This is a genomic window from Streptomyces sp. DSM 15324, from assembly GCF_001514285.1.
Classification (GTDB): Bacteria; Actinomycetota; Actinomycetes; order Streptomycetales; family Streptomycetaceae; genus Streptomyces.
The window spans coordinates 289,282-311,170 of sequence record NZ_KQ949034.1; the positions used below are offsets into that span (position 1 = coordinate 289,282).

The following is a 21,889-nucleotide window of genomic DNA, read 5'->3' on the forward strand; positions in this document are numbered from 1 at the left end:
CGGAAACCTCGGCCGACCCGGACACCTGCCCCGACCCGGAAACCTCGGCCGACCCTGACACCTGGGCCGCCCCCGAGACGGGCCCCGGCCCGGACACCTGCCCCGGCACCACGCCCGCCGCCGCACCGCGCACCGCGCCCGCCGCCGGAGCGACGGGCCCGCCCGGCTCCACCGGACCGTCCAGTCCGACCTGCGCGATCCGCACCCCCAACTGGGTCCGGCTCGCCGCGCCCAGGGTCTCCGAGAGCCGGGCGATGTGGGCGCGGCAGGTACGGACGCTGATCCCGAGGCGCTCGGCGATCACCGCGTCCTGGTGCCCCTCCGCCAGCAGCGCGGCGATGGACTGCTCGCGGTGCGAGACGCCCTCCACGCGGGTCTCCGGGAGCTGCGCGCCCAGGGGGACCGCCAGCCGCCACAGCCGCTCGAAGACCGTCACCAGATAGGCCACCAGGGCCGGGTGGCGCAGCTCCAGCGCCATCGTGCGGTCGGCGTTCGCCGGGATGAAGGCCACCTTGCGGTCGAAGAGGATGAGCCGGTCGACGACCTCGTCCAGGGTGCGGGCCTCCACCGCGTCGCCCATCAACTCCAGGTAGTTCAGCAGGCCCTGGCCGTGCCGGGCCACGTGGTTGTACAGATCGCGCATCCGCACGCCCCGGCCGCGCAGCTCCAGCGCCCGGTGCAGGCCCTCCGACAGTTCGTGCTCGCGCCGGATGCCGCCCGGCTGCACCGTCAGCACCTCGGTCGTGCACGCCTCGGTCGCCTGGTCCAGCGCCGCCTGGATGCGCGAGGGGCCGTCCAGGACCCGGATCGCCGCGCCCTCCTGGGCCCGCGCGCCCGGCGTGGGGCCGCCGAGACCGGCGTACCACTCGAAGGCGGCGACGGCCGAACCCATGCGCCGCTCACTGGCGCTCACCTCGTCGTGCAGCCCGCGCAGCAGCCGGGTCATGACCTCCTGCGGGGAGGTCGGCACCAGCCACTCCATGTCGTCGGGATCGGGGTGCAGCAGGGCCAGCTCCAGCAGACAGGGGACCTGCTCGGCGTCGCAGCGCGGCACACGTCCGCGCCGTACGGACCGGGAATACACGCGATCCCCGGCCTCGCACAGTCGGTCAGCACCGTGAGGATGCTCCTCCGTCCCGTGCCCGGCCATCGCCCATCCCACCCCCGCCTGACACCTCTTTCCGACGCGCCTTCCGGGACGCCACTATGCGCGGCGCGGACCCGCTCCGCAACACGGCTCCCCCGGCCAAGGCAGCGGAAAACCCCTTATATGGCAGGGTTTCTCCCGGCCTCCGCCCCTCGCACTGCAACAAGCTGATGGTGGCGCGGGCCCGAAGAGGCGGGCATCGTTGATTCCACTTCCCCCCGGGTGCACCGCCCGGGTCGGTCCGGCCGGACGACGGGGGAGCCCGGCCGGACCCGGGGAAATCCCTTGCGGAGGCGTGCGTTCCCGGAAACCACGGGGTGATCGCGCTGTTACGTCCCGCACTTAACGTCAGGCCATGGCGGACATATTTGACGCATACGCGTTGGCCGACGCGTGGGACGAGATGTTCGAACGGCCGGGTGAGGTCAGGACCGCCTACGAGCCGGTACTGGCGGCGCTCCAGCCCATCGAACCGGGGGAACTGCGCTTCCGCGCGGAGCAGATGGCCCGGTCGTTCACCGACAGGGGGGTGACCTACGCCTTCGCGGGCGAGGAGCGGCCCTGGCCGCTGGACCTCGTACCGAGGATCCTCGACGCACTCGAGTGGGATTTCATACAACGCGGGGTCGCCCAGCGGGTCAGGGCCCTGGAGGCCTACCTCGCCGACGCCTACGGGCCCTGCCGGGCCTTCGAGGACGGGGTCGTCCCCTGGCGCCTGCTGCTGACCTCCCCGCACTTCCACCGCGCGGCGCACGGCGTGGAGCCGCCGAACGGGGTCCGCATCCATGTCGCGGGCATCGACCTGGTGCGCGACGAGGCCGGGGACTTCCGGGTGCTGGAGGACAACGTCCGGGTACCCAGCGGGGTGTCGTACGTCATCGAGAACCGGCGCGCGATGACCCGGGTGTTCCCCTCACTCTTCGACGGACAGCACGTCGTGCCCGTCGACGGCTACCCGGCCCGGCTGCTGGCCGCGCTGCGGGCCGCCGCGCCCGACCGAGTCGCCGACCCCCGGGTCGTGGTCCTCACCCCGGGCCCCAGCAACGCCGCGTACTTCGAACACGCGCTGCTGGCCCGGCTGATGGGGGTGCAGCTGGTGGAGGGGCACGACCTCGTCTGCCGTAACAACCGGGTGTGGATGCGCACCACGCGCGGCGAGGTGCCCGTCCACGTGGTCTACCGGCGGCTCGACGACGACTTCCTCGACCCGCTCCACTTCCGCCCCGACTCGGTGATCGGCTGCCCCGGCATCCTGAGCGCGGCCACGGCCGGGCACGTCACCCTCGCCAACGCGGTCGGCAACGGCGTCGCCGACGACAAGCTGCTCTACACCTACGTCCCGGACCTGATCCGGTACTACCTCGGCGAGGAACCCGTCCTGCCCAACGTCGAGTCGTACCGGCCCGACGAACCGGGCCAGCTGGAAGCCGTCCTCGACCAGATCGACCGGCTCGTCGTCAAGCCGGTCGACGGCGCGGGCGGGCAGGGCATCGTCATCGGCCCGAAGGCCGACGCGAAGACCCTGGAGAGGACACGCAGAGCAGTCGCCGCCGACCCGCGCGGCTTCATCGCCCAGCGGCCCGTCGCCCTGTCCACCTCCCCCACCCTCGCGGGCGAACGCATGGCCCCCCGCCACATCGACCTGCGCCCGTTCGCCGTCAACGACGGCGACGAGGTCTGGGTCCTGCCCGGCGGGCTGACCCGGGTCGCCCTCCAAGAGGGCAACCTGATCGTCAACTCCAGCCAGGGCGGCGGCTCCAAGGACACCTGGGTGCTCGCCGAGGGCCCCCTCGAGGGTCCCGCCCACGGCGCCGGGGAGGGCGCGCTCCCGCCCGTCGTCCCCCGCCAGCTCGGCCCCGACGGAACCCCCACCCTCCTACCGGAAGGGGCACAGCAGCAGTGAACGACGTGATCCTCTCCCGCATCGCCGAGGCGCTGACCTGGACCGGCCGCTACGTCGAACGGGCGGACGCCACCGCGCGGATCCTCGACGCCTACCTCCACCGCATGCTGGAGGATCCCTGGCGCGACGAGGACCTGGCCTGCCGCTCGCTGTACGCGATCCTCGGCATGGACGCGGGCCGCGCGCCGGTCGACATGCAGCAGGTCCTCGACCAGCTGGCGTTCGACGCCCGCTCGACCGGCTCGATCGAGGGTGCCCTGGGCGCCGCCCGGCTCAACGCGCGCAGCGCCCGCGAGGCCGTCTCCTCGGCCATGTGGGAGTGCCTGAACGCCACCTGGCACGCCCTCGCCGACCAGCGCCGCGCCTCCCGCCGCACGGGCCCGTACGGCTATCTGGAACTGGTCCGCAGCCGCGCCGCGCTCTTCTTCGGCCTGGCCGACTCCACGATGAGCCGGGACGACTCCTGGCGGTTCGTCGTCCTCGGCCGGAGCCTGGAGCGGGTGGACATGACCGTACGGCTGCTGTCGGTGCGCGTCCTGGACGCCGCGCACGCCCCGGACTGGCCGACGCTGCTGAGCGCGTCCGGCGCGGACGAGGCGTTCGCACGGGTCCGCGGCGGCTTCGGGGACAGCGCGCGCGTGGCCGAGTTCCTGCTGCTCGACCGGGACTTCCCACGCTCGGCCCTGCACGCGCTGACCACGGCGGAGGAGTGCCTGGCCGCCCTCGGCCGGCCCCGCCAGGACCCGGCCCGCCGCCCCATCGGCGGGCTGCGCACCCGTCTGGAGTACCTCGACACCGAGGGCCTGGAGGAGCAGTTGCCGCTGCTCCTGCGGGATCTCCAGACCGCGTGCATGGCCTCGGCGGAGGCGGTCGCCGAGCGGTTCTTCCCGTACCAGGGGCCCGTCGTGTGGGCCCAGGAAGGAGTGTGAGCATGGCCCGCAGGCTCCGCATCGAGCACACGACCCGCGTCTCCTACGCGCAGGCGGCGGTCTCCTCGCACAACGAGGTCCGGATGACCCCCCTGACCCTGCCCGGACAGACCACCCTGGACTCCCGGGTGACCATCCGTCCGGCGGCCTCCACCTGGTCGTACTGGGACTACTGGGGCACTCAGGTCACCGCGTTCGAGCTGATGGACCCGCACGCCGATCTCACCATCACGGCCTCCAGCCTGGTCGAGACCGCCCCGCCGGACGAGCTGCCCCCGGCCCCCGGCTGGCCGGAGATCGCGGCCCGGGTCGCCGGCTCCCGGCTGCTGGAGTTCGCCGCCCCGACGGTCCGTACGACGGTCCCGCCGAAGCTGGTGAGGAAGGCGCGCAGGGCCGCGGCCGGTCTGGACCCCCATGCCACGGCGGTGACCGTCTCCGGCCTGGTCGCCGACCGGGTCGCGTACCTCCCCGGCACCACGGGGGTGAACACCTCGGCCGCGGAGGCGTGGGAGCAGAGAGGGGGCGTCTGCCAGGACATCGCGCACGTGTCGATCGCGCTGCTGCGCGGCCTCGGACTGCCCACCCGGTACGTCTCGGGCTATCTCCACCCCGAGCGGGAGGCGGAGCTGCACCGTCCGGTGGCCGGGCAGAGCCACGCCTGGATCGAGTACTGGGCGGGCGACTGGTACGGCTACGACCCGACCAACCGGACCCGCGCCGACGAGTCCCACGTGGTGGTCGGCCGGGGCCGCGACTACGACGACGTCACCCCGCACAAGGGGGTCTACCGCGGGGTGGCCGGGGGCCCGCCGGAGGTGACGGTGGAGTTCACGCGGGTGGCGTGACGGGTCAGGGTCACGGCGGGCGCCCTCGCAAGGGGGCGCCCGCCGGAGCGCGTCCCGGCGGCTACCTCAGGTTGATGGCGGCGCAGGCGGCCTTGTACTGCGGGGTGCAGATGTCGGAGACCTTGTAGATGCCGTCCGCGATGACGGTCGACTTGATGTTGCTCTTGGTGAGCGCGACCACGGTGACCAGCTTGGCCGGGATGCCCTTGGTGGTGGGGCTGTCGACCTTGTCGCGGGTGAGCGCCTCGAACTGGAGCTCACGGCCCTGGACCTTGGCGACGGCCGCCTCGGCCGCGGCCTCCGCCTCACCGGCGTACGGCTTGTAGACCGTCATGTACTGCTCGCCGCTGACGATCCGCTGCACGGCCGACAGCTCGGCGTCCTGGCCGGTGATGGGGGGCAGGTTGCTGCCGCTGACGCCCGCGGCCTCCAGGGCCTTGATGATGCCGCCGGCCATGGCGTCGTTGGCGGAGTAGACGGCCGAGATGTTGTTCTTGCCGATCTTCTCGATCGCCTTGGTCATGCTGGCCTCGGCGACCTCCGGCTTCCAGCCGGCGGTGTCGTAGGTCGCGGCGATGGTCACGCGGCCGTTGAGCTCGCTCATCGCCCCGTTCTTGAACTGGGCGGCGTTCGGGTCGGTGGGCGAGCCGTTGATCATGACGATCTGGTCCGTGGTGTCGGCCGTGCCGAGCGCCTCGGTGATGGCGCGGCCCTGCACCTCGCCGACGAGTTCGTTGTCGAAGGAGACGTACGCGTCGATCGGGCCCTCGGCGAGCCGGTCGTAGGCGATGACCGGGATGTTCGCCTCCTTGGCCTTCTTCACCATGGGCGCGATCTTGTGGGAGTCGACGGCGTCGAGCAGGATGCAGTCGACCTTGTCGTCGATCATCTTCTGCATCTGGGCGTTCTGCTTCTTGACGCTGGATTCCGCGTTGGCGTAATCGGTCTTGCCCTTGTTGCCGGTGAGGGCCGCGATCTTCTGCTTGATGATCGGGTAGTCGAACTCCGCGTACCGGGTGTTCGTGGTCTCCGGCATCAGCACGCCGACGGTGATGTCGTTCGTCCGGGTCGGTGCCGCTGAGCTGCTGTCCTCCGAGGCCCCCAGCATCCCGCATCCCGCGAGCGAGAGAGACATCGTGGAGGCGACCACAGCTATGGCGATACGACGCATGGAGGGGCTCACTTCAGGTGCGTTCCGGTACCTGGGTACTACATGTGACCCAGTTGTCCCAAAAGACAACGCGGCGGCAGCCGCCCGAGTCAAGCTGAGCCGCTTAACGAAGTAACAACATCACCCTCCGCCTAGCGTGTGAAGACGCATGGAGACGGAGCGAAGAGGGTACGGAGCATGTTTTGCGCTCTCTCCCCAAGCGGGCTTCACGCACCGGCAAAGAGCCGTACAACCAAGGCCAGTTCCCACGAGTCGTGATCACGACAGACGGATTCCCGTAGCCGTCTGCCCTTCCCGACCGGAGGACCGAATGAAGCCGGCCAGACTCGCGACGGCCGTGGTGCTCGCCACGACCGGCGGTCTCCTCACCGCCCTCGCCACCACGCCCGCCTCGGCGGCGGCGAGTTGCACCTCTCCGGCATACAAGCGTCAATTCTTCGCGAACACCACCTTTTCGGGCACACCGCAGAAGACCGACTGCGACACGGCGGTCAGCGAGAACTGGGGGACGGGGGCCCCCGCGTCCGGCCTCCCTGCGAACAACTTCGGGGTGCGCTGGACGGTGACCCGCGACTTCGGCTCCGGCGGCCCCTTCACCTTCTCGGTGTCGGCCCAGGACGGCGTCCGTGTCTATCTCGACGGCGTCCGCAAGCTCGACGTCTGGAGGAACGTCTCCACGACGGTGAAGAAGAACGTGAACCTCACGGTCCCGCAGGGCAGCCACACCGTCCGCGTCGACTACGTGAACTGGACCGGTGGCGCGAACGTCAAGTTCGCCTACACACCCCGCACCTCCGTCACGGTCGACAAGGTGGCCCCGCTCACCCCGACGGGCCTCGCGGTCGCCTACGACGGCGCGACCGGCCACGCCCGGCTGAACTGGACGCGGAACAAGGAGATGGACCTCGCGGGCCACCGCGTCTACCGGCGCCCCGCCGACGGCTCCACCTGGACCCGGCTGGCCTCCACCACCTCCACCACGTACACCGACACCACGCTCCCGCTGACGGGCGCGGCCTACGTCTACACGCTGCGGGCCTACGACACGGCCGGCAACGAGTCGGCGGGCACAGCCCCGAGGACCGTCAGCACGGCGGACCGGACGGCCCCCGCCGTGCCCCAGGACCTCGACGTGCGCAACGGGTTCACGAGCCTGAACGTCAGCTGGACCGCGGTCGCGGACGCCTCGTCGTACCGCGTCCTCCGGGCGATGGGCGCGAACGGCACGTACACCGCCGTCGCCACCGTGACCTCGCCCGCGTACGCGGACACCGACACCGTCGAGGGCAGCACGTACTCCTACCGGGTGACCGCCCTGGACGCGGCGGGCAACGAGTCCGCGCGGTCCTCGGCGGTCGCGGAGACCCGCTGGGACAGCACCGCTCCCGACCCGGTGACCGGTCTGACCGCCACACCGACCGGCTACGGCTTCCATCTGACCTGGGACGCGAACCCGACCCCCGACCTTTCGCGCTATGTCGTCCACCGGGGCGAGTTCCACGGCGACGAGGAGGAACGGGTCTGCGTCGTCCACGAGGTGAAGTGGCTGTCCGCCGACACCACGTCGTACGACTACGCGACCCTCCCGGACGGCGAGGAGGCCTGCCTCCTCGTGGACGCGGTCGACGACAATGGACTGTCCACCTGGAGGTGGACCGGCAAGGGCGACATCGTGACAGCGACCGAGCTCGACGTCACGCCGGGCGTCGAGACACCCGAGGGGTCGCCGTTGTCCCTCACGGCCGAGGCCGCGGAAGGCGACGAGGGCAACCAGCTCACCTGGGAGGGGCTCGACGACTCCGACCCCCTTCAGGCGAACGGCTACCGCGTCCTGCGCTGGAACCCGCGGACCTCCGCCTACGAACCGATCGCCGAACTCCCCAGTGGCACCCGGTCCTACACCGACACCACGGCCTCCCGCGGAACCACGTCCTTCTACTGGGTCACGGCCCTCTCCACGGACGGCACGCAGTCCGCCCCGGCGGCCGACTGGACGGCCACCGCGCCCTGAGAAGTCACGGCACGGCGAAGGGGCCCGGAGTCGAGACTCCGGGCCCCTTCGGGCCGATGGGCGGGCGCGGCTAGTCCTTGGCCTTCTTGGGGCGCCACACCACCAGCGCGCTGGTCTGCTGGACCTCCTGGTACGGGACCAGGTCCCGGCGGTAGGAGGCGTGGACCGCTGCCTCACGCTGCTGCATGGCCGTCGCCGCGCCCTCCAGGGCGTCCTGGAGTTCCGCGACCCGGGACTGGAGGGCGGCGACCTGGTTCTCCAGCTCGATGATCCGCTTGATGCCGGCCAGATTGATGCCCTCGTCCTGCGACAACTGCTGGACGGTGCGCAGCAGTTCGATGTCACGGGCCGAGTAACGGCGACCCCGGCCGGCGGTGCGGTCGGGGGAGACCAGCCCCAGCCGGTCGTACTGACGCAGGGTCTGCGGGTGCAGGCCGGAGAGCTGGGCCGCCACCGAGATGACGTAGACCGGGGTCTCCTGGGTCAGTTCATACGGGTTACGCCGACGGCCGTCCATCTCTGTCAAGCTCCCTTCGCGGCCTCGAACAGCTCCGCCCGCGGATCCTCTTCCGCGGTCGCCTCGCGATACGCCTCCAGCGCCTCACGAGCCTTCCCCGGCAGGTCCTTGGGCACACTCACCTCGACGGTGACCAGCAGGTCACCGCGGGTGCCGTCCTTGCGGACCGCGCCCTTGCCCCGCGCCCGCATGGTGCGGCCGTTGGGGGTGCCGGGCGGCAGCTTCAGCGTCAGGGACGGGCCGCCGAGGGTGGGGACCTTGATCTCCCCGCCCAGGGCCGCCTCGACGAACGTCACCGGCACCGTCACCGTCAGGTTGTCGTCCTTGCGGCCGAACACCGGGTGGGTGCCGACGTGGACGACGACGTAGAGGTCGCCGGCCGGACCGCCCCGCTCGCCCGGCGCGCCCTTGCCGCGCAGCCGGATGCGCTGGTTGTCCGTGACCCCCGCCGGGATGCGGACCTGCATCGTCCTGGACGACTTGGCGCGCCCGCTGCCCTTGCAGTCCAGGCAGGGGTGCTCGGCGATCAGACCGCGCCCCTTGCAGTCCGGGCACGGGTCGGTGAGGGAGAACCCTCCGCCCGAGCCCCGCGCCACCTGGCCGGTGCCGACGCAGGTCGGGCACACGCGCGGTGTGCCGTTCTTGTCGCCGGTGCCGGAGCAGGCCTTGCACGGGGACTGCGAGGACATGCGCAGCGGGACCGTCGCGCCCTCGATGGCCTCGGTGAAGGTCAGGGTGACCTCGGTGTCGATGTCCTGCCCGCGCCGGGGCTGCGTACGGGTGGTCCCGCCGCCGCCCCGGTTGAACAGGCCCCCGAAGACGTCCCCGATGCCGCCGCCGAAGCCGCCGGAGCCCCCGCCCTGGGCGCCGCCTCCGAAGAGGTCGCCCAGGTCGAAGTTGAAGTTGCCGCCGGCGCCCGGCCCGGGGCGGAAGCCGCCGTTGCCGAACAGGGCGCGCGCCTCGTCGTACTCCTTGCGCTTCTTGGGGTCCCCGAGGACGTCGTTCGCCTCGGAGATCTCCTTGAAGCGCTCCTCCGCCTTGGCGTTGCCCTTGTTGGCGTCCGGGTGGAACTCGCGGGCGAGCTTCCGGTACGCCTTCTTGATCTCGGCCTCGGTGGCGTCCTTGGGGACGCCGAGGACCTTGTAGAAGTCCTTCTCGATGAAGTCCTTGGTGCTCATCCTCGACGCGCCCCCTCTCCGGTGATCCGCTGGCTGTCTACGTCAGCCCTCCTCAGGGCCGTTGTCCTTCTCGTCCGCCGCCTCGCCGGGGGCCGGGTCCGAGGACTCGGCCTTGGCCGCCTGGGCGCCGGGCTGGGGTTCGGCGACGGCCACCCGCGCGGGGCGGATGGTGCGCTCGCCGATCCGATACCCGGGCTGCAGAATCGCCACGCACGTCGTCTCGGTGACGTCCGGCGCGTACGAGTGCATCAGGGCCTCGTGGATCGTCGGGTCGAAGGGCTCGCCCTCCTTGCCGAACTGCTGCAGGCCCATCTTCGCCGCGACGGTCTCCAGCGACTCGCCGACCGACTTGAAGCCGCCGACGAACTCGCCGTGTTCCCGCGCGCGGCCGATGTCGTCGAGCACGGGCAGGAGCTCGGTCAGGAGGTTCGCGACGGCGATCTCCTTGACCGCGATCCGGTCGCGCTCGACCCGGCGGCGGTAGTTCTGGTACTCGGCCTGGAGCCGCTGGAGGTCCGCGGTGCGCTCGCCGAGCGCGGTGCGCACCTGGTCCAGCTGGGCCACCAGGGCGGCAGTCTGGTTCGCGTCCCCGGCCGGGGCCGCCCCCTCCTCGGAGGCGGCCTTCGGCTCGGCGTCGTCGGAGGTGGCGCCGGAGGGGACGTCGGGCTTCTCCTCGAAGCCCGGGGTCTCCTCCGTCACGCGGCACCGTCCTTGCGCTCGTCGTCGACGATCTCGGCGTCCACGACGTCGTCGTCGGCCTTGGCCTCACCGGCACCGCCGGCGGTGGCCTGGGCGCCCTGGGCGTCGGCGTACATGGCCTGGCCGAGCTTCTGCGAGACGGCCGCGACCTTCTCGGTGGCGGTGCGGATCTCGGCGGTGTCCTCGCCCTTGAGCTTCTCCTTCAGCTCGGCGACGGCACCCTCGACCTCGGTCTTGATCTCGCCGGGGACCTTGTCCTCGTTGTCCTTGAGGAACTTCTCGGTCTGGTAGACGAGCTGCTCACCCTGGTTGCGGGCCTCGGCGGCCTCGCGACGGCGGTGGTCCTCGTCCGCGTACTGCTCGGCCTCCTGGCGCATGCGGTCGACCTCGTCCTTCGGCAGCGAGGAGCCGCCGGTGACGGTCATCTTCTGCTCCTTGCCCGTGCCCAGGTCCTTCGCGGTCACGTGCATGATGCCGTTGGCGTCGATGTCGAAGGAGACCTCGATCTGCGGGACGCCGCGCGGCGCCGGGGGCAGACCGGTCAGCTCGAACATGCCGAGCTTCTTGTTGTACGCCGCGATCTCGCGCTCGCCCTGGTAGACCTGGATCTGCACGGACGGCTGGTTGTCCTCGGCCGTCGTGAAGATCTCGGACCGCTTGGTCGGGATCGTGGTGTTGCGCTCGATGAGCTTGGTCATGATGCCGCCCTTGGTCTCGATGCCGAGGGACAGCGGGGTGACGTCGAGCAGCAGGACGTCCTTGACCTCGCCCTTGAGGACACCGGCCTGGAGGGACGCGCCGATGGCGACGACCTCGTCCGGGTTCACGCCCTTGTTGGCGTCCTTGCCGCCGGTCAGCTCCTTGACGAGCTCGGCGACGGCGGGCATACGGGTCGAGCCGCCGACGAGGACGACGTGGTCGATCTCGGCGAGCGAGATGCCGGCGTCCTTGATGACGTTGTGGAAGGGGGTCTTGCAGCGCTCGAGCAGGTCCGCGGTGAGCTGCTGGAACTGGGCGCGGGTGAGCTTCTCGTCCAGGTGCAGCGGGCCCTCGGCGGACGCCGTGATGTACGGCAGGTTGATCGAGGTCTCGGTGGAGGAGGACAGCTCGATCTTCGCCTTCTCGGCGGCCTCGCGCAGACGCTGGAGCGCCATCTTGTCCTTGCCGAGGTCCACGCCGTGACCGGCCGCGAACTGCTTGACCAGGTAGTCGACGACGCGCTGGTCCCAGTCGTCACCACCGAGGTGGTTGTCACCGTTGGTGGCCTTCACCTCGACGACGCCGTCGCCGATCTCCAGGAGGGACACGTCGAAGGTGCCGCCACCGAGGTCGAAGACGAGGATGATCTGCTCGTCCTTGTCGAGGCCGTAGGCGAGCGCGGCCGCGGTGGGCTCGTTGACGATGCGCAGGACGTTGAGGCCCGCGATCTCACCGGCCTCCTTGGTGGCCTGGCGCTCGGAGTCGTTGAAGTACGCCGGGACGGTGATGACCGCGTCGGTCACCTTCTCGCCCAGGTAGGCCTCGGCGTCGCGCTTGAGCTTCTGCAGGATGAACGCGGAGATCTGCTGCGGGTTGAACGGCTTGCCGTCCAGCTCGATCTTCCAGTCGGTGCCCATGTGGCGCTTGACCGAGCGGATGGTGCGGTCCACGTTCGTGACCGCCTGGCGCTTGGCGACCTCGCCGACGAGGACCTCGCCGTTCTTGGCGAAGGCGACGACGGACGGCGTGGTCCGGGCACCCTCGGCGTTGGTGATGACGGTGGGCTCGCCGCCTTCAAGAACGCTGACGACGGAGTTAGTCGTGCCCAGGTCGATGCCGACCGCACGTGCCATGGTGATCTTCCTCCAGCTGACTTGAGTGGAACGGACTCAAGTGTGCACGACCCTCCCCGCTGGGTCAACAGACCTGAGTCACATCCACTCAACTCTTATCCGTTCCTTACACGCAAGGAGCCGCTGACCTGCACGGACGCCTCTCGGCCGACCCGGCGATCACCCGATCCGGGGCGTACGGGAAGGGACTCGGATTGACGCCGGGGGCCGTACATCCGCGCCTTTGACATCCGGGGGCGGCGCCGTGCGCCACGCGGGCGCGAGACGTCGTAAGCGCTCCTCCGCGCGCGGGGCGGCCCGTACACCGGGACCCGCAGCAGCCCGAGGACGACGGCCAGGGCGCCGCCCGCCACCCACCACACCGCCCGCGGCCCCGCCCAGCCGGTGTGCACGAGCGCCCCCACGAGCACCCCCGCGAAGGCCGCCGCGCCGAGCACCACGACCGCCCCCTGCGGGGTCAGCCCGAGCCGGCGCAGCCGGTGCGCGAGATGGTCGGGGCCGCCGCGCAGCAGGGGCCGCCCCGCCAGCCGCCGGGCCACGGCCACCAGGACGGCGTCGGCCGCGGCGACCGCCGTGAGGGCGAACAGCACCCCCGCCCCTTCACCCGCGCCGCCGCCCGCGCGCGCGGTGACCGCGCCCGCCGCGAGCAGGAACCCGGCGAACAGCGAGCCGCAGGCGCCGAGCGCCACGCGCGCGGGGGGCCAGTTGTGCATCAGGAAGCCGGTGAGCGCGGCGGCGAGAACGCTGAGCAGGACGGCCACCCCGTCCAGCACCTCCAGCGCGGCGCACGCGGCCGCGCCGAACGCGGTGACGACCCCGACCGTGCCGGCCACCCCGTCGGCGTGGTCGAGGGACCGGAAGGCGAGCGCCACGAAGGTGATCCAGACGACCGCGAGCGCCCCGGCCCAGGGGCCGGTGTCGCCGTAGGGCACGACGAAGGCGGCCGCCACCGCCGTACCGAGCAGGAGGAAGCGGGCCTTGAGCCGCCATACGTCCGCGACCAGCCCCAGTGCGGCCACGGCGGCCGCGGCGGGCAGCAGCGCCCCGACGCCGTCGCCGAGCGGGGCGTACCCCCAGCGGTCGCCAGCAAGCGCGACGAGGCAGGTGGTGAGGACGACGGCGAGGCCCCCGGACAGCGGTACGCGCCGCTGCCGCTGCCGCCGCTCGACCAGCCCCAGACGCAGGGCGGGCACGCGCAGCAGTCCGGCGAGGACGGCGGAGAGCAGCAGGGCGGTGGTGGCGGCGGCGATCCCGTAGAGCACGAATATAAGTTAGTAACAAATGCACCAATTTGATACGAATAACACGGTCGGACTCTGAGGCGACCCTCAGCGATCCAGATCACCCCGCCGCCCGCTACAGTGCAGCGCAGTATGGGGGTAGTCTCAGACGGACTGCATAAGTTACCGCTTAGTAATTTTACCCTCGCAGGCCCGAGGAGCCCCCTCATGCAACTCGCCGCGATCATCGTGTCGCTGGTCCTGGCCGTGGTCGGCGTCGCGCTGCTCGCACGCGCCGTCGGTCAGTTCGTCCGGTACTTCAAACTGGGCCAGCCGGTTCCGGCCGGCTCCCGGACCGACAACCCCTACGCGCGCAGCGTGACGCTCGTGAAGGAGTTCCTCGGCCACACGCGGATGAACCGCTGGGGCATCGTGGGCTTCGCCCACTGGTTCGTGGCGATCGGCTTCCTGACCCTGCCGCCGACCCTGGCGCAGGCCTTCGGCCAGCTCTTCCAGGCCGACTGGACCCTGCCCGTCATCGGCGGCTTCCTGCCCTTCGAGCTCTACATCGAGTTCATCGGCGTCATGACCGTCCTCGGCATCGCCGTCCTGATCGTGATCCGGCTGCTGAGCCTGCCCTCGCGCCCCGGCCGCAAGTCCCGCTTCGCGGGCTCCAAGGCCGGCCAGGCGTACTTCGTCGAGTACGTCATCCTCACCATCGGCCTCGCCATCTACACCCTGCGCGGCCTCGAGGGCGCGATCCACCACGTGGAGCACTACGAGGCCGCGTACTTCGCCTCGTACCCCCTGGTCCTGGCCTTCAAGGGCCTCGGCGTCACCACCCTCCAGAACCTGGTCTACCTCACCGCGACGGTGAAGATCGGCACCTCGTTCGTCTGGATGATCGTGGTCTCGCTCAACACCAACATGGGCGTCGCCTGGCACCGCTTCCTCGCGTTCCCGAACATCTGGTTCAAGCGCGAGGCGACCGGCGGCACGGCCCTCGGCGGCCTTCAGCCGATGACCTCCGGCGGCAAGCCGATCGACTTCACCGACCCCGGTGACGACGACGTCTTCGGCGTCTCCCAGGTCGAGCAGTTCTCCTGGAAGGGCCTGCTCGACTTCTCCACCTGCACCGAGTGCGGCCGCTGCCAGTCGCAGTGCCCCGCCTGGAACACCGGCAAGCCCCTCTCCCCCAAGCTGCTGATCATGTCCCTGCGGGACCACGCCCACGCCAAGGCGCCCTACCTGCTCGCGGGCGGCGGCAAGACCATGGAGGGCGAGGAGAAGGCCTCCGAGGAGCAGCTGGCCGGGGTGCCCGCCGCCGCCCTGGCGGAGGCCGAGCGACCGCTGATCGGCACCGCCGAGGAGAACGGCGTCATCGACCCCGACGTCCTGTGGTCCTGCACCACCTGCGGCGCCTGTGTCGAGCAGTGCCCCGTGGACATCGAGCACGTCGACCACATCGTCGACATGCGCCGCTACCAGGTCATGATCGAGTCCTCGTTCCCGTCCGAGGCGGGCACGATGCTCAAGAACCTGGAGAAGAAGGGCAACCCCTGGGGCCTGGCCAAGAAGCAGCGCCTGGAGTGGACGAAGGAAGTCGACTTCGAGGTGCCGGTCGTCGGCCAGGACATCGAGGACCTCTCCGAGGTCGAGTACCTCTACTGGGTCGGCTGCGCCGGCGCCCTGGAGGACCGCGCCAAGAAGACCACCAAGGCCTTCGCCGAGCTGCTGCACATCGCGGGCGTCAAGTTCGCGATCATGGGCGGCGACGAGAAGTGCACCGGTGACTCCGCCCGCCGCCTGGGCAACGAGCCCCTCTTCCAGGAGCTCGGCATGGAGAACGTCATGGCGCTGAACATGGCGTTCGGCGAGGAGACGGACGACGACGGCAAGGTCGTCCCCGAGACCGCCAAGCCGAAGTCGGCCAAGAAGATCGTCGCCACCTGCCCGCACTGCCTCAACACCCTCGGCAACGAGTACCCGCAGCTCGGCGGCGACTACGAGGTCATCCACCACACCCAGCTGCTCCAGCACCTCGTCGACGAGGGCAAGCTGATCCCGGTGACCGCGGTCGAGGGCATCATCACCTACCACGACCCCTGCTACCTGGGCCGCCACAACAAGATCTACACGCCCCCGCGCGAGATCATGACCGCCGTCCCCGGCCTGCGCCAGCAGGAGATGCACCGCCACAAGGAGCGCGGCTTCTGCTGCGGCGCCGGTGGCGCGCGCATGTGGATGGAGGAGCGGATCGGCAAGCGCATCAACAACGAGCGCGTCGACGAGGCCCTGTCGCTGAACCCCGACATCGTCTCCACGGCCTGCCCGTTCTGCCTCGTCATGCTCACCGACTCCGTGAACGGCAAGAAGAACGACGGCAAGGCCAAGGAGTCCATCCAGGTCGTGGACGTCGCCCAGCTCCTCCTGGAGTCGGTCAAGACGCCCGTGGACCCGGAGGACTCCGCGGAGACGGAGAGCGAGCCGGAGCCCGAGCCGGTGAAGTAGCCGCCGCACACCAGACCGAACGCCCCTGTGCCCTCACCTGACGGCACGGGGGCGTTCGACGTTCCTGGGACCGGGACCGGCCGGTGCGCCCCCGTACGGCCGCGCACGGCCGCCGTACGGCTCCGCACCGCCTCGGTACGGCCCCGCGCCGCACGCGTACGGCCCCGCACCGCCCCCGTACAGCCCCGCACCGCCCCGGTACGGCTCGCGCCGCCCCCCTACGCCACACGAGCGCGCCGAGCGCCGAGAGCCGCCGAACTCCCGCACACGCAGGGACTCCCGTTCTCTCTCTCCCCCCAACTGGGTTGCGCGGGCGCCCCCGACGTACCACTGACACAGCACCATGACATCCCTTAGGGGATGTCACAGCTCGGCCGCAAAGGGGGGCCCCGGAGGCCGGCTCCGGCACGTCCGTCGGTCGGACCGGGTACGTTCGACGACGTGGCTGGATTCAGGATCGGACGTGGCGGCCGGGACAACCGTGCCCCCCAAGCGCGACCGCAACACCCTCCGTACGGGCAGCAGACGCCGCAGGGCCAACAGGGCCCCGCGGGACCGTCGCACGGCTACGCGCCGCCGGCGCAGCAGCCGTACCCGCCGCAGTTCCGTGGCGGGCAGCAGCCGCCGTACGGCGGTGGCGGCAGCGGTCAGTGGCCGTCGGGCAACGGCGGCGGGAGCGACGAACCGGAGTACTTCGGCGGCGGCGCCCCGCACGACCCGTACGCGGCGAACAACCCGGGACACACCCAGGCGTTCTCGGTCGACGACCACCAGCAGTTCAGCCAGGGCGGCACGTACCAGGCGGGTGCGCCCGCGCCCGCCGGGCCGGTCGGGCCCCGGCTGCACTGGAAGGACCTGCTGCGCGGGATCGTCCTGTCCCCCAACCAGACCTTCCTGCGGATGCGCGACTACACGGTGTGGGGCCCCGCCCTCGTCGTGACCTTCCTCTACGGCCTGCTCGCGGTCTTCGGGTTCGACGACACCCGTGACGACGCCATAAAGGCCACCATCTCCAACGCGATCCCGATCGTCCTGACGACGGCCGTCGCGCTGGTGATCAGCTCCTTCGTCCTGGGCGCCGTCACCCACACCCTGGCCCGCCAGCTCGGCGGGAACGGCGCGTGGCAGCCGACGGTCGGACTGTCGATGCTGATCATGTCGCTGACCGACGCGCCGCGGCTGCTGGTCGCGATGTTCGCGGGCGGCGACGCGACGTTCGTGCAGCTCCTGGGGTGGTTGACCTGGGTCGCGGCGGGCGCGCTGCTGACCATGATGGTGAGCAAGTCGCACGACCTGCCGTGGCCGAAGGCGCTGGGCGCGTCGGCGATCCAGCTGATCGCACTGCTGTCGATCGTGAAGCTGGGCACGTTCTAGCGCTTCGCGCGCACCTGTGGCCGGTCCTTTCACGCCCGTACGGGACGTGAGGGCCGGCCTTTGTCATCTGCGTCATGTGCGTCATGTGCGCCGAGCCAGCGGGGGTGGAGCGCAGTTTCTGCGGGTTGCGGGCGGCGGCCTGCCGGCCGGGGTGGGGTGACGGATGGGGGCCTCGGTCCGCTGGTCCTGATGGGCGGGAGTCGTTCCGCAGGACCCGGCGCGGCGGGGGGCGTCGGCAGCCGACGGCGCGGATCGTGTTCACGCCCGGACGAGACAGGGCACCCGAATGATCGTGACGGGTCGAGAGGGAGGGAGCGGGACGTGACGGAGGAGAAGGAAGCGGAGCAGGAGTACGGCGTCGCCGTCGACGTGGAGTCGGTAGGTGTGACCGAGTCGGATGAGTCGGCAGATGCGACCGAACCAGTCGAGTGGGTCGAGTCGGCCGAGTGGATCGAGTCGGTCGAGTCGGTAGCTGTGACCGAGTCGGTCGAGTGGATCGAGTCGGTCGAGTCGGTCGAGTCGGTCGAGGAGACGCGGGCCGCGGTGCTCGCCGCGTGGCGGGCGGACCGCCTGCCCGGCCAGTGGCCGGTGTCGGCGGACCGGATGGCCTGCTCCTGGTAGGCGGTCCGAGGTCGAGTCGTCCGAGGCGTCCGAGGGAGGCGGTCGAGTCGTCCGGGTCGGGCAGATCAGAGCGCCTCGGTGGACGGCGTGACCGGCTCCCCCGACTTGCGTACCGCCGGCAGGACGCTCCACGGGAAGTTGATCCAGTCGTCGGTGCGCTTCCAGACGTACTCGCACTTCACCAGGGACTGCGACTTCTCGTAGATGACGGCGGAGCGGACCTCGGCGACATGGTCGAGGCAGAAGTCATGGACGAGCTTCAGCGTCTTGCCGGTGTCGGCGACGTCGTCGGCGATCAGCACCTTCTTGTCTGTGAAGTCGATCGCGTTGGGGACCGGCGCCAGCATGACGGGCATGTCGAGCGTCTGTCCTACACCGGTGTAGAACTCGACGTTAAAGTTCAGAGGCGCAATCACCAGGCAATATGCCCGACGATTGCGCCTCAACTCAGCACCAGCTCAGCACGTGTGACCGAGTCAGTACCAGCTACGCCGTGCGGATCCGACTCAGCGACTCGGACAGGTCACGGGCGACTGCCCGCGCCACAGCACCCTTGATCCGCTCCTCCGCGCCCGGGAGGAGATGGATGTACACCTGTTCGGTTGTCTTGCTACTGGCGTGCCCCATCCACACTGCCAGCTCCGGGAGCGGGACGCCGGCCGCGATCGCCACCGAGGCGAAGTAGTGCCGGAGAGACTTGGGAGTGAGGCCCCGATGCTTCAGCCCCGCGTCCTCAGTCGCCTTGTTCCACCGGTCGGCGAAGGTCGTCCGCGACGGGAAACGGTTGGCGTACGTCTCGGACTCGTAGAACCATCCTTCGTCGCCCCAGGTGCCATACGTGGCGATGTGGGCGCGCCACGCTTCGTCAGTGATCTCCGGGACCGGAACCTTACGGCCGGTCCTGGACCACTTCACCTCATCCCGGATCGCCGTCCCGCGGCCCGCACCGTCATTCGCGCCGAAGGTGGAGAGCTGGGCATTGACCTTCACGAACCCAGTGTTCTGCTCCCACTTCTGCTCACACAGCGCCAAGGCCTCACCGACCCGGAGACCGCACCCCGCCATGCTCCAGACCACCGAGCGGTAATAGGGCTTGATCTCCTCGAAGATCGCCTCAACCTCACCGGTCGTCGGCACTTCGGCCGGATCGATCGGCCGGTAAGCCGGTCCCTTGCGCTTGCGTGCTTCCGCCTTCTTGCACGGGTTACGCGGGATGATCTCGGCGGTCCAGGCGTACTTGAAGAGCGAGGCAAGGACGACCTTGCGCGTGTGGATGCCGTACGGCTTGTACCCCTTCTCCTTCTGGAGCGTCTCCCACTTGGTGATATCGCTGGCAGTGATGGAGGCGATGGGGCGCGGACCGAAGAACTCGGCGTAGTGGTTCTTGTAGATGCTCACGTACTGCGCGCGCGAGGACACCGCCAACTGATCTTCGTCCGAGCCCGCGTTCAACCACTCGTCCCAGACGTCGGCGAACGTCCGCTTGGACTGCTCAGGGTCGATGTACGACCCGGTGTCCTTGTCGCGTTCGACCTTGCGTTCCCACTTGGCAGCTAACTTCTTGCCGGTCGCGCCCGACTCGAAGGATTTCTCTCGCTGCCGCCCCGAACGGCCTCCAGGCTCACGCCAGCGGGTCACCCAGGGATGCGGGCACCGGTCCCATGCCGTGACGGGACAGTCACACCGCTTGATGATCGAGCCCATGACAGAGGTTCCCCCTCTTCGCTTGGCTGACTCAGCACCAATATTCTATACGCGCTAATTGACGACGTGTCTGCTTAACCAAGATTCCAAGTCCCTTTCCCGGAAGCGGAGATGCTTGCCGACGCGGTAGCCGGTCAGCCCCCACGCCCTCCAGTTGCCGTAGAGCGTGTGCAGGGACACGGCCAGGAACTGGGCCGTCTGAGCAGGCGTCAGAAGCCGGTTTGAGCCCCCTCTCATGCGCGCTCAGCCTCCTTGCACTCGTCTCGGACGGCATCGCGGTTGAGGGCGAGGTCTTCGGCGACTCCGGCCGCGATGAGAGCCGCGCCGGGGGTGTGGCCGGAGCCGACGTAGCGCCAGTTGTGCTCGGTGATGGCGTCGGGGGTGTCGGTGTGGCCCATGTGGTGGGCACGTTCAGCGCGCAGGGCCGCGTAGGTGGTCGAGTAGGCACGGGATTTGGTGAGGATGTGGCCCCGGTAGCCGAGCGTGTGGGTCCACGGGCGGAGGCGGAGGGGTTCGTACTCGGGGAGGCCACCGAGGCGCCAGCAGGCCCGGATGAGGGCGCGGACGTGGGTGCTTACGTGTGCCGACTCGATATCGGCCCAGGTGGTGAGTGGGTAGTCGAGGCCGGCGCCGGTTTCGCTTGCTCCCTTGGTCACGTACTTGGCGACGTACGCGGCCACGGCGTCGTCATCGGGGCCGTCACCGTCGGTGCGCAGCGGCCGAGCGTCAATCTGCTCACCCCAGCGCAAGACCCGCTCACCCACGGCCGGGCTGTAGGACGAGTGGACCAGGACGCGCCGGGCCGACTTGCGTACGGCATCGATGAGCAGTTGCACAGTGCCCCAGGCCGGGGGTTCGTCGTCGGATCCGTTCGGCCCGTCGAGGCGGACGACGGCATGGACGTGGACGGCCGCGCGCTTCTGGTACTCAGCGACGCGGGCGAAGGACAGCCGGGCATGTTCGGCGAAGCGGGACTGTACGAGGCCGACGGATGAGGCCAGCCGCCGCCTCACGTCGATCACGAAGCGGTCCCACAGCTTGGAGGCGTGCGCGTGCCACAGGACGTGTGCTGTGTAGTCGTAGCAGTCGGGGCAGAGCGGTTGGCCGACGACCGGGGCATCTGGGGCGTGGACGGTGGCGCAGCCGAGGGGGCGCCCGTGCTCGCAGGTGCGGCGATCTCGGCGGGGTCGGCACTGTTCCCCGGCACGGTGGACCGGGCCGAAGGAGGGGGCAGTGAGCGTGACGAACAGCCGAGGCCGGTAGCGGACGGCCGGGGGAACGTTCTTGCCGCCAAGGAGGCCCGTGCGTACGAGATGGTAGGTGTCTCCGGCATGGAGACGGGAGCAGGCCGGGCAGATGGTGGCGCGGCGGTTGCGGCAGCGGACGAGGAGACGTTCGCCGGGTTCGTCGCGGGTGTCGTAGTGGCGGAGGATCTCGCCCGTCGCGCTGTCCAGCGTGGTAGTGGAGCCGGAGAGGTGGACAGGATGAGCGCATCCGCCGGTTGCGGTGATCTGTTCCAGCCAGCGGGAGAACCTCGGGTCTTGGGCGAGGCGTATGGCGTCGCGGTCCGTTTCGGGAAGCTGACGCAGGCGCGCCGCGCGGTCGAGGGCGGCGCGCCGGTCAGCCGGGGTGTACTCCGGGGTGATGGTGGTGACCTTCCAGGGTGGGCCGCCGTAGCGGCACGGATGGGGGCGGGTGGCGCGGGGTCGGTCATGGGGATCGCTCCCTTGCGGTCGGGTGGGGCTCAGCGGATGGTGCCGGTACCGCGGCAGATGCGGCAGCGCCGGATGCGTCCGGTCCAGGTCTTGCGGGCGCCGTCGCCCTTGCAGTGGGGGCACCTCACGCGAGGCATGGGCATGGTCGGGTGTCCTCTCTGCTCAGGTGTGGGAGAAGCCGCTGATGAACCAGGTCACGATTCCGTGGATGGTGAAGATCACCGGGGTCTGGCCGAGGTAGACGCCGAAGAGGCCGACGCAGACCGCTTCCCAGGCGCGCACGTCGCGGGAGCGGACGAGGAGGACGGTGATGATCCCGAAGATCACCGCGAACGTGAACGCCGTACCTTCGCTGATCACTTCGACTCTCCTTCCAGCGCCGCCAGAGCGCGGGTGACGAGGGACAGTTCCGGGGTCATCGCGCCGTACTTCCGGGCCGTGGCCACGGCCTCATCCGTGGGGGTCAGGTGGGAGCGGGCACGGCTCCATCCGCCGTCCGGGCCGGTACAGAC

Annotated in this window: 17 protein-coding genes and 3 pseudogenes; 7 read left to right on the forward strand and 13 right to left on the reverse strand. The window is 70.3% G+C overall.

Features of this window, described 5'->3' with window-relative positions; genetic code table 11:
* Positions 1-175: 175 nt before the first annotated feature.
* Positions 176-1,150: pseudogene (locus AQJ58_RS32680) on the reverse strand (LuxR C-terminal-related transcriptional regulator); the annotation flags it as partial.
* Between the two features lie 352 nt (positions 1,151-1,502).
* On the opposite strand from AQJ58_RS32680, the gene AQJ58_RS32685 reads away from it, so the two are divergent.
* The 3 genes from AQJ58_RS32685 to AQJ58_RS32695 are packed head-to-tail and all read left to right on the forward strand — an operon-like array spanning position 1,503 to position 4,824.
* On the forward strand, positions 1,503-3,050 hold the full coding sequence (locus AQJ58_RS32685; RefSeq protein WP_067256689.1) for a circularly permuted type 2 ATP-grasp protein: 1,548 nt from the start codon (positions 1,503-1,505) through the stop codon (positions 3,048-3,050).
* Positions 3,047-3,979 (forward strand): alpha-E domain-containing protein, encoded by a 933-nt coding sequence (locus tag AQJ58_RS32690; RefSeq protein WP_067256691.1) that lies wholly within the window; start codon positions 3,047-3,049, stop codon positions 3,977-3,979. Before AQJ58_RS32685 ends, AQJ58_RS32690 begins: the two co-directional genes overlap by 4 nt.
* Positions 3,980-3,981: 2 nt before the next feature.
* Positions 3,982-4,824 (forward strand): transglutaminase family protein, encoded by an 843-nt coding sequence (locus AQJ58_RS32695; RefSeq protein WP_067256693.1) that lies wholly within the window; start codon positions 3,982-3,984, stop codon positions 4,822-4,824.
* A gap of 61 nt (positions 4,825-4,885) precedes the next feature.
* On the opposite strand, the gene AQJ58_RS32700 is transcribed toward AQJ58_RS32695, so the two are convergent.
* Positions 4,886-5,995 (reverse strand): sugar ABC transporter substrate-binding protein, encoded by a 1,110-nt coding sequence (locus AQJ58_RS32700; protein ID WP_067256695.1) that lies wholly within the window; start codon positions 5,993-5,995, stop codon positions 4,886-4,888.
* A 310-nt stretch (positions 5,996-6,305) separates the two neighbouring features.
* Here AQJ58_RS32700 and AQJ58_RS32705 point away from each other — a divergent pair, with 310 nt between their 5' ends.
* Entirely contained in the window at positions 6,306-8,006 is a 1,701-nt protein-coding gene (locus tag AQJ58_RS32705; RefSeq protein ID WP_067256697.1) for a PA14 domain-containing protein, read from the forward strand.
* A gap of 70 nt (positions 8,007-8,076) precedes the next feature.
* Here the strand turns inward: AQJ58_RS32705 and AQJ58_RS32710 are convergent, their stop codons facing one another.
* From AQJ58_RS32710 to AQJ58_RS32730, 5 genes are all read right to left on the reverse strand, one after another.
* Positions 8,077-8,523: a heat shock protein transcriptional repressor HspR gene (locus AQJ58_RS32710; RefSeq protein ID WP_067256699.1), complete on the reverse strand. Its 447-nt coding sequence runs from the start codon at positions 8,521-8,523 to the stop codon at positions 8,077-8,079.
* Positions 8,524-8,528: 5 nt separating this feature from the next.
* A complete protein-coding gene (gene dnaJ / locus AQJ58_RS32715; RefSeq protein ID WP_067256701.1) occupies positions 8,529-9,701 on the reverse strand; it encodes a molecular chaperone DnaJ in 1,173 nt (390 codons plus the stop codon).
* Between the two features lie 42 nt (positions 9,702-9,743).
* The gene (gene grpE, locus AQJ58_RS32720) at positions 9,744-10,400 is read right to left on the reverse strand and encodes a nucleotide exchange factor GrpE (RefSeq protein ID WP_067256703.1); all 657 of its coding nucleotides are present in this window, start codon (positions 10,398-10,400) and stop codon (positions 9,744-9,746) included.
* Positions 10,397-12,232 carry a molecular chaperone DnaK gene (gene dnaK, locus AQJ58_RS32725; RefSeq protein WP_067256705.1) on the reverse strand — a complete coding sequence of 612 codons (1,836 nt, stop codon included), beginning with the start codon at positions 12,230-12,232 and terminating at the stop codon, positions 10,397-10,399. The genes grpE and dnaK overlap by 4 nt, the downstream gene beginning before the upstream one ends.
* A gap of 95 nt (positions 12,233-12,327) precedes the next feature.
* A complete protein-coding gene (locus AQJ58_RS32730; protein WP_067256706.1) occupies positions 12,328-13,494 on the reverse strand; it encodes an MraY family glycosyltransferase in 1,167 nt (388 codons plus the stop codon).
* A gap of 186 nt (positions 13,495-13,680) precedes the next feature.
* Here AQJ58_RS32730 and AQJ58_RS32735 point away from each other — a divergent pair, with 186 nt between their 5' ends.
* From AQJ58_RS32735 to AQJ58_RS32745, 3 genes are all read left to right on the forward strand, one after another.
* Positions 13,681-15,963 (forward strand): heterodisulfide reductase-related iron-sulfur binding cluster, encoded by a 2,283-nt coding sequence (locus AQJ58_RS32735; RefSeq protein ID WP_067256708.1) that lies wholly within the window; start codon positions 13,681-13,683, stop codon positions 15,961-15,963.
* A 360-nt stretch (positions 15,964-16,323) separates the two neighbouring features.
* Positions 16,324-17,337, forward strand: a complete 1,014-nt coding sequence (locus tag AQJ58_RS32740) for a Yip1 family protein (protein WP_079079376.1) — start codon at positions 16,324-16,326, stop codon at positions 17,335-17,337.
* Positions 17,338-17,658: 321 nt separating this feature from the next.
* Positions 17,659-17,958, forward strand: a complete 300-nt coding sequence (locus AQJ58_RS32745) for a hypothetical protein (RefSeq protein ID WP_067256713.1) — start codon at positions 17,659-17,661, stop codon at positions 17,956-17,958.
* Between the two features lie 65 nt (positions 17,959-18,023).
* Here the strand turns inward: AQJ58_RS32745 and AQJ58_RS32750 are convergent.
* From AQJ58_RS32750 to AQJ58_RS42955, 6 genes and pseudogenes are all read right to left on the reverse strand, one after another.
* Positions 18,024-18,353, reverse strand: a pseudogene (locus AQJ58_RS32750) (phosphoribosyltransferase); the annotation flags it as partial.
* Positions 18,354-18,444: 91 nt separating this feature from the next.
* On the reverse strand, positions 18,445-19,662 hold the full coding sequence (locus tag AQJ58_RS32755; protein WP_067256715.1) for a tyrosine-type recombinase/integrase: 1,218 nt from the start codon (positions 19,660-19,662) through the stop codon (positions 18,445-18,447).
* A 54-nt stretch (positions 19,663-19,716) separates the two neighbouring features.
* The gene (locus AQJ58_RS32760) at positions 19,717-19,899 is read right to left on the reverse strand and encodes a helix-turn-helix domain-containing protein (protein WP_067256717.1); all 183 of its coding nucleotides are present in this window, start codon (positions 19,897-19,899) and stop codon (positions 19,717-19,719) included.
* Positions 19,896-21,251 carry a replication initiator gene (locus tag AQJ58_RS32765; RefSeq protein ID WP_067256760.1) on the reverse strand — a complete coding sequence of 452 codons (1,356 nt, stop codon included), beginning with the start codon at positions 21,249-21,251 and terminating at the stop codon, positions 19,896-19,898. The genes AQJ58_RS32760 and AQJ58_RS32765 overlap by 4 nt, the downstream gene beginning before the upstream one ends.
* Before the next feature lie 288 nt (positions 21,252-21,539).
* Positions 21,540-21,737, reverse strand: coding sequence for a hypothetical protein (locus tag AQJ58_RS32770; RefSeq protein WP_067256719.1), 198 nt, complete (start codon positions 21,735-21,737; stop codon positions 21,540-21,542).
* A pseudogene (locus AQJ58_RS42955) lies at positions 21,734-21,889 on the reverse strand (cell division protein FtsK); the annotation flags it as partial. The pseudogene AQJ58_RS42955 and the gene AQJ58_RS32770, both read right to left, overlap by 4 nt.

Excerpts from the sequence above, each read along its gene's own strand:
- AQJ58_RS32695 (WP_067256693.1), top strand. The coding sequence starts at position 3,982 with ATGGCCCGCAGGCTCCGCATCGAGCACACGACCCGCGTCTCCTACGCG.
- dnaJ (WP_067256701.1), bottom strand. The coding sequence starts at position 9,701 with ATGAGCACCAAGGACTTCATCGAGAAGGACTTCTACAAGGTCCTCGGC.
- AQJ58_RS32700 (WP_067256695.1), bottom strand. The coding sequence starts at position 5,995 with ATGCGTCGTATCGCCATAGCTGTGGTCGCCTCCACGATGTCTCTCTCG.
- AQJ58_RS32710 (WP_067256699.1), bottom strand. The coding sequence starts at position 8,523 with ATGGACGGCCGTCGGCGTAACCCGTATGAACTGACCCAGGAGACCCCG.
- AQJ58_RS32760 (WP_067256717.1), bottom strand. The coding sequence starts at position 19,899 with ATGAGAGGGGGCTCAAACCGGCTTCTGACGCCTGCTCAGACGGCCCAG.
- AQJ58_RS32740 (WP_079079376.1), top strand. The coding sequence starts at position 16,324 with ATGTCACAGCTCGGCCGCAAAGGGGGGCCCCGGAGGCCGGCTCCGGCA.
- AQJ58_RS32705 (WP_067256697.1), top strand. The coding sequence starts at position 6,306 with ATGAAGCCGGCCAGACTCGCGACGGCCGTGGTGCTCGCCACGACCGGC.
- AQJ58_RS32685 (WP_067256689.1), top strand. The coding sequence starts at position 1,503 with ATGGCGGACATATTTGACGCATACGCGTTGGCCGACGCGTGGGACGAG.
- AQJ58_RS32735 (WP_067256708.1), top strand. The coding sequence starts at position 13,681 with ATGCAACTCGCCGCGATCATCGTGTCGCTGGTCCTGGCCGTGGTCGGC.
- dnaK (WP_067256705.1), bottom strand. The coding sequence starts at position 12,232 with ATGGCACGTGCGGTCGGCATCGACCTGGGCACGACTAACTCCGTCGTC.
- AQJ58_RS32755 (WP_067256715.1), bottom strand. The coding sequence starts at position 19,662 with ATGGGCTCGATCATCAAGCGGTGTGACTGTCCCGTCACGGCATGGGAC.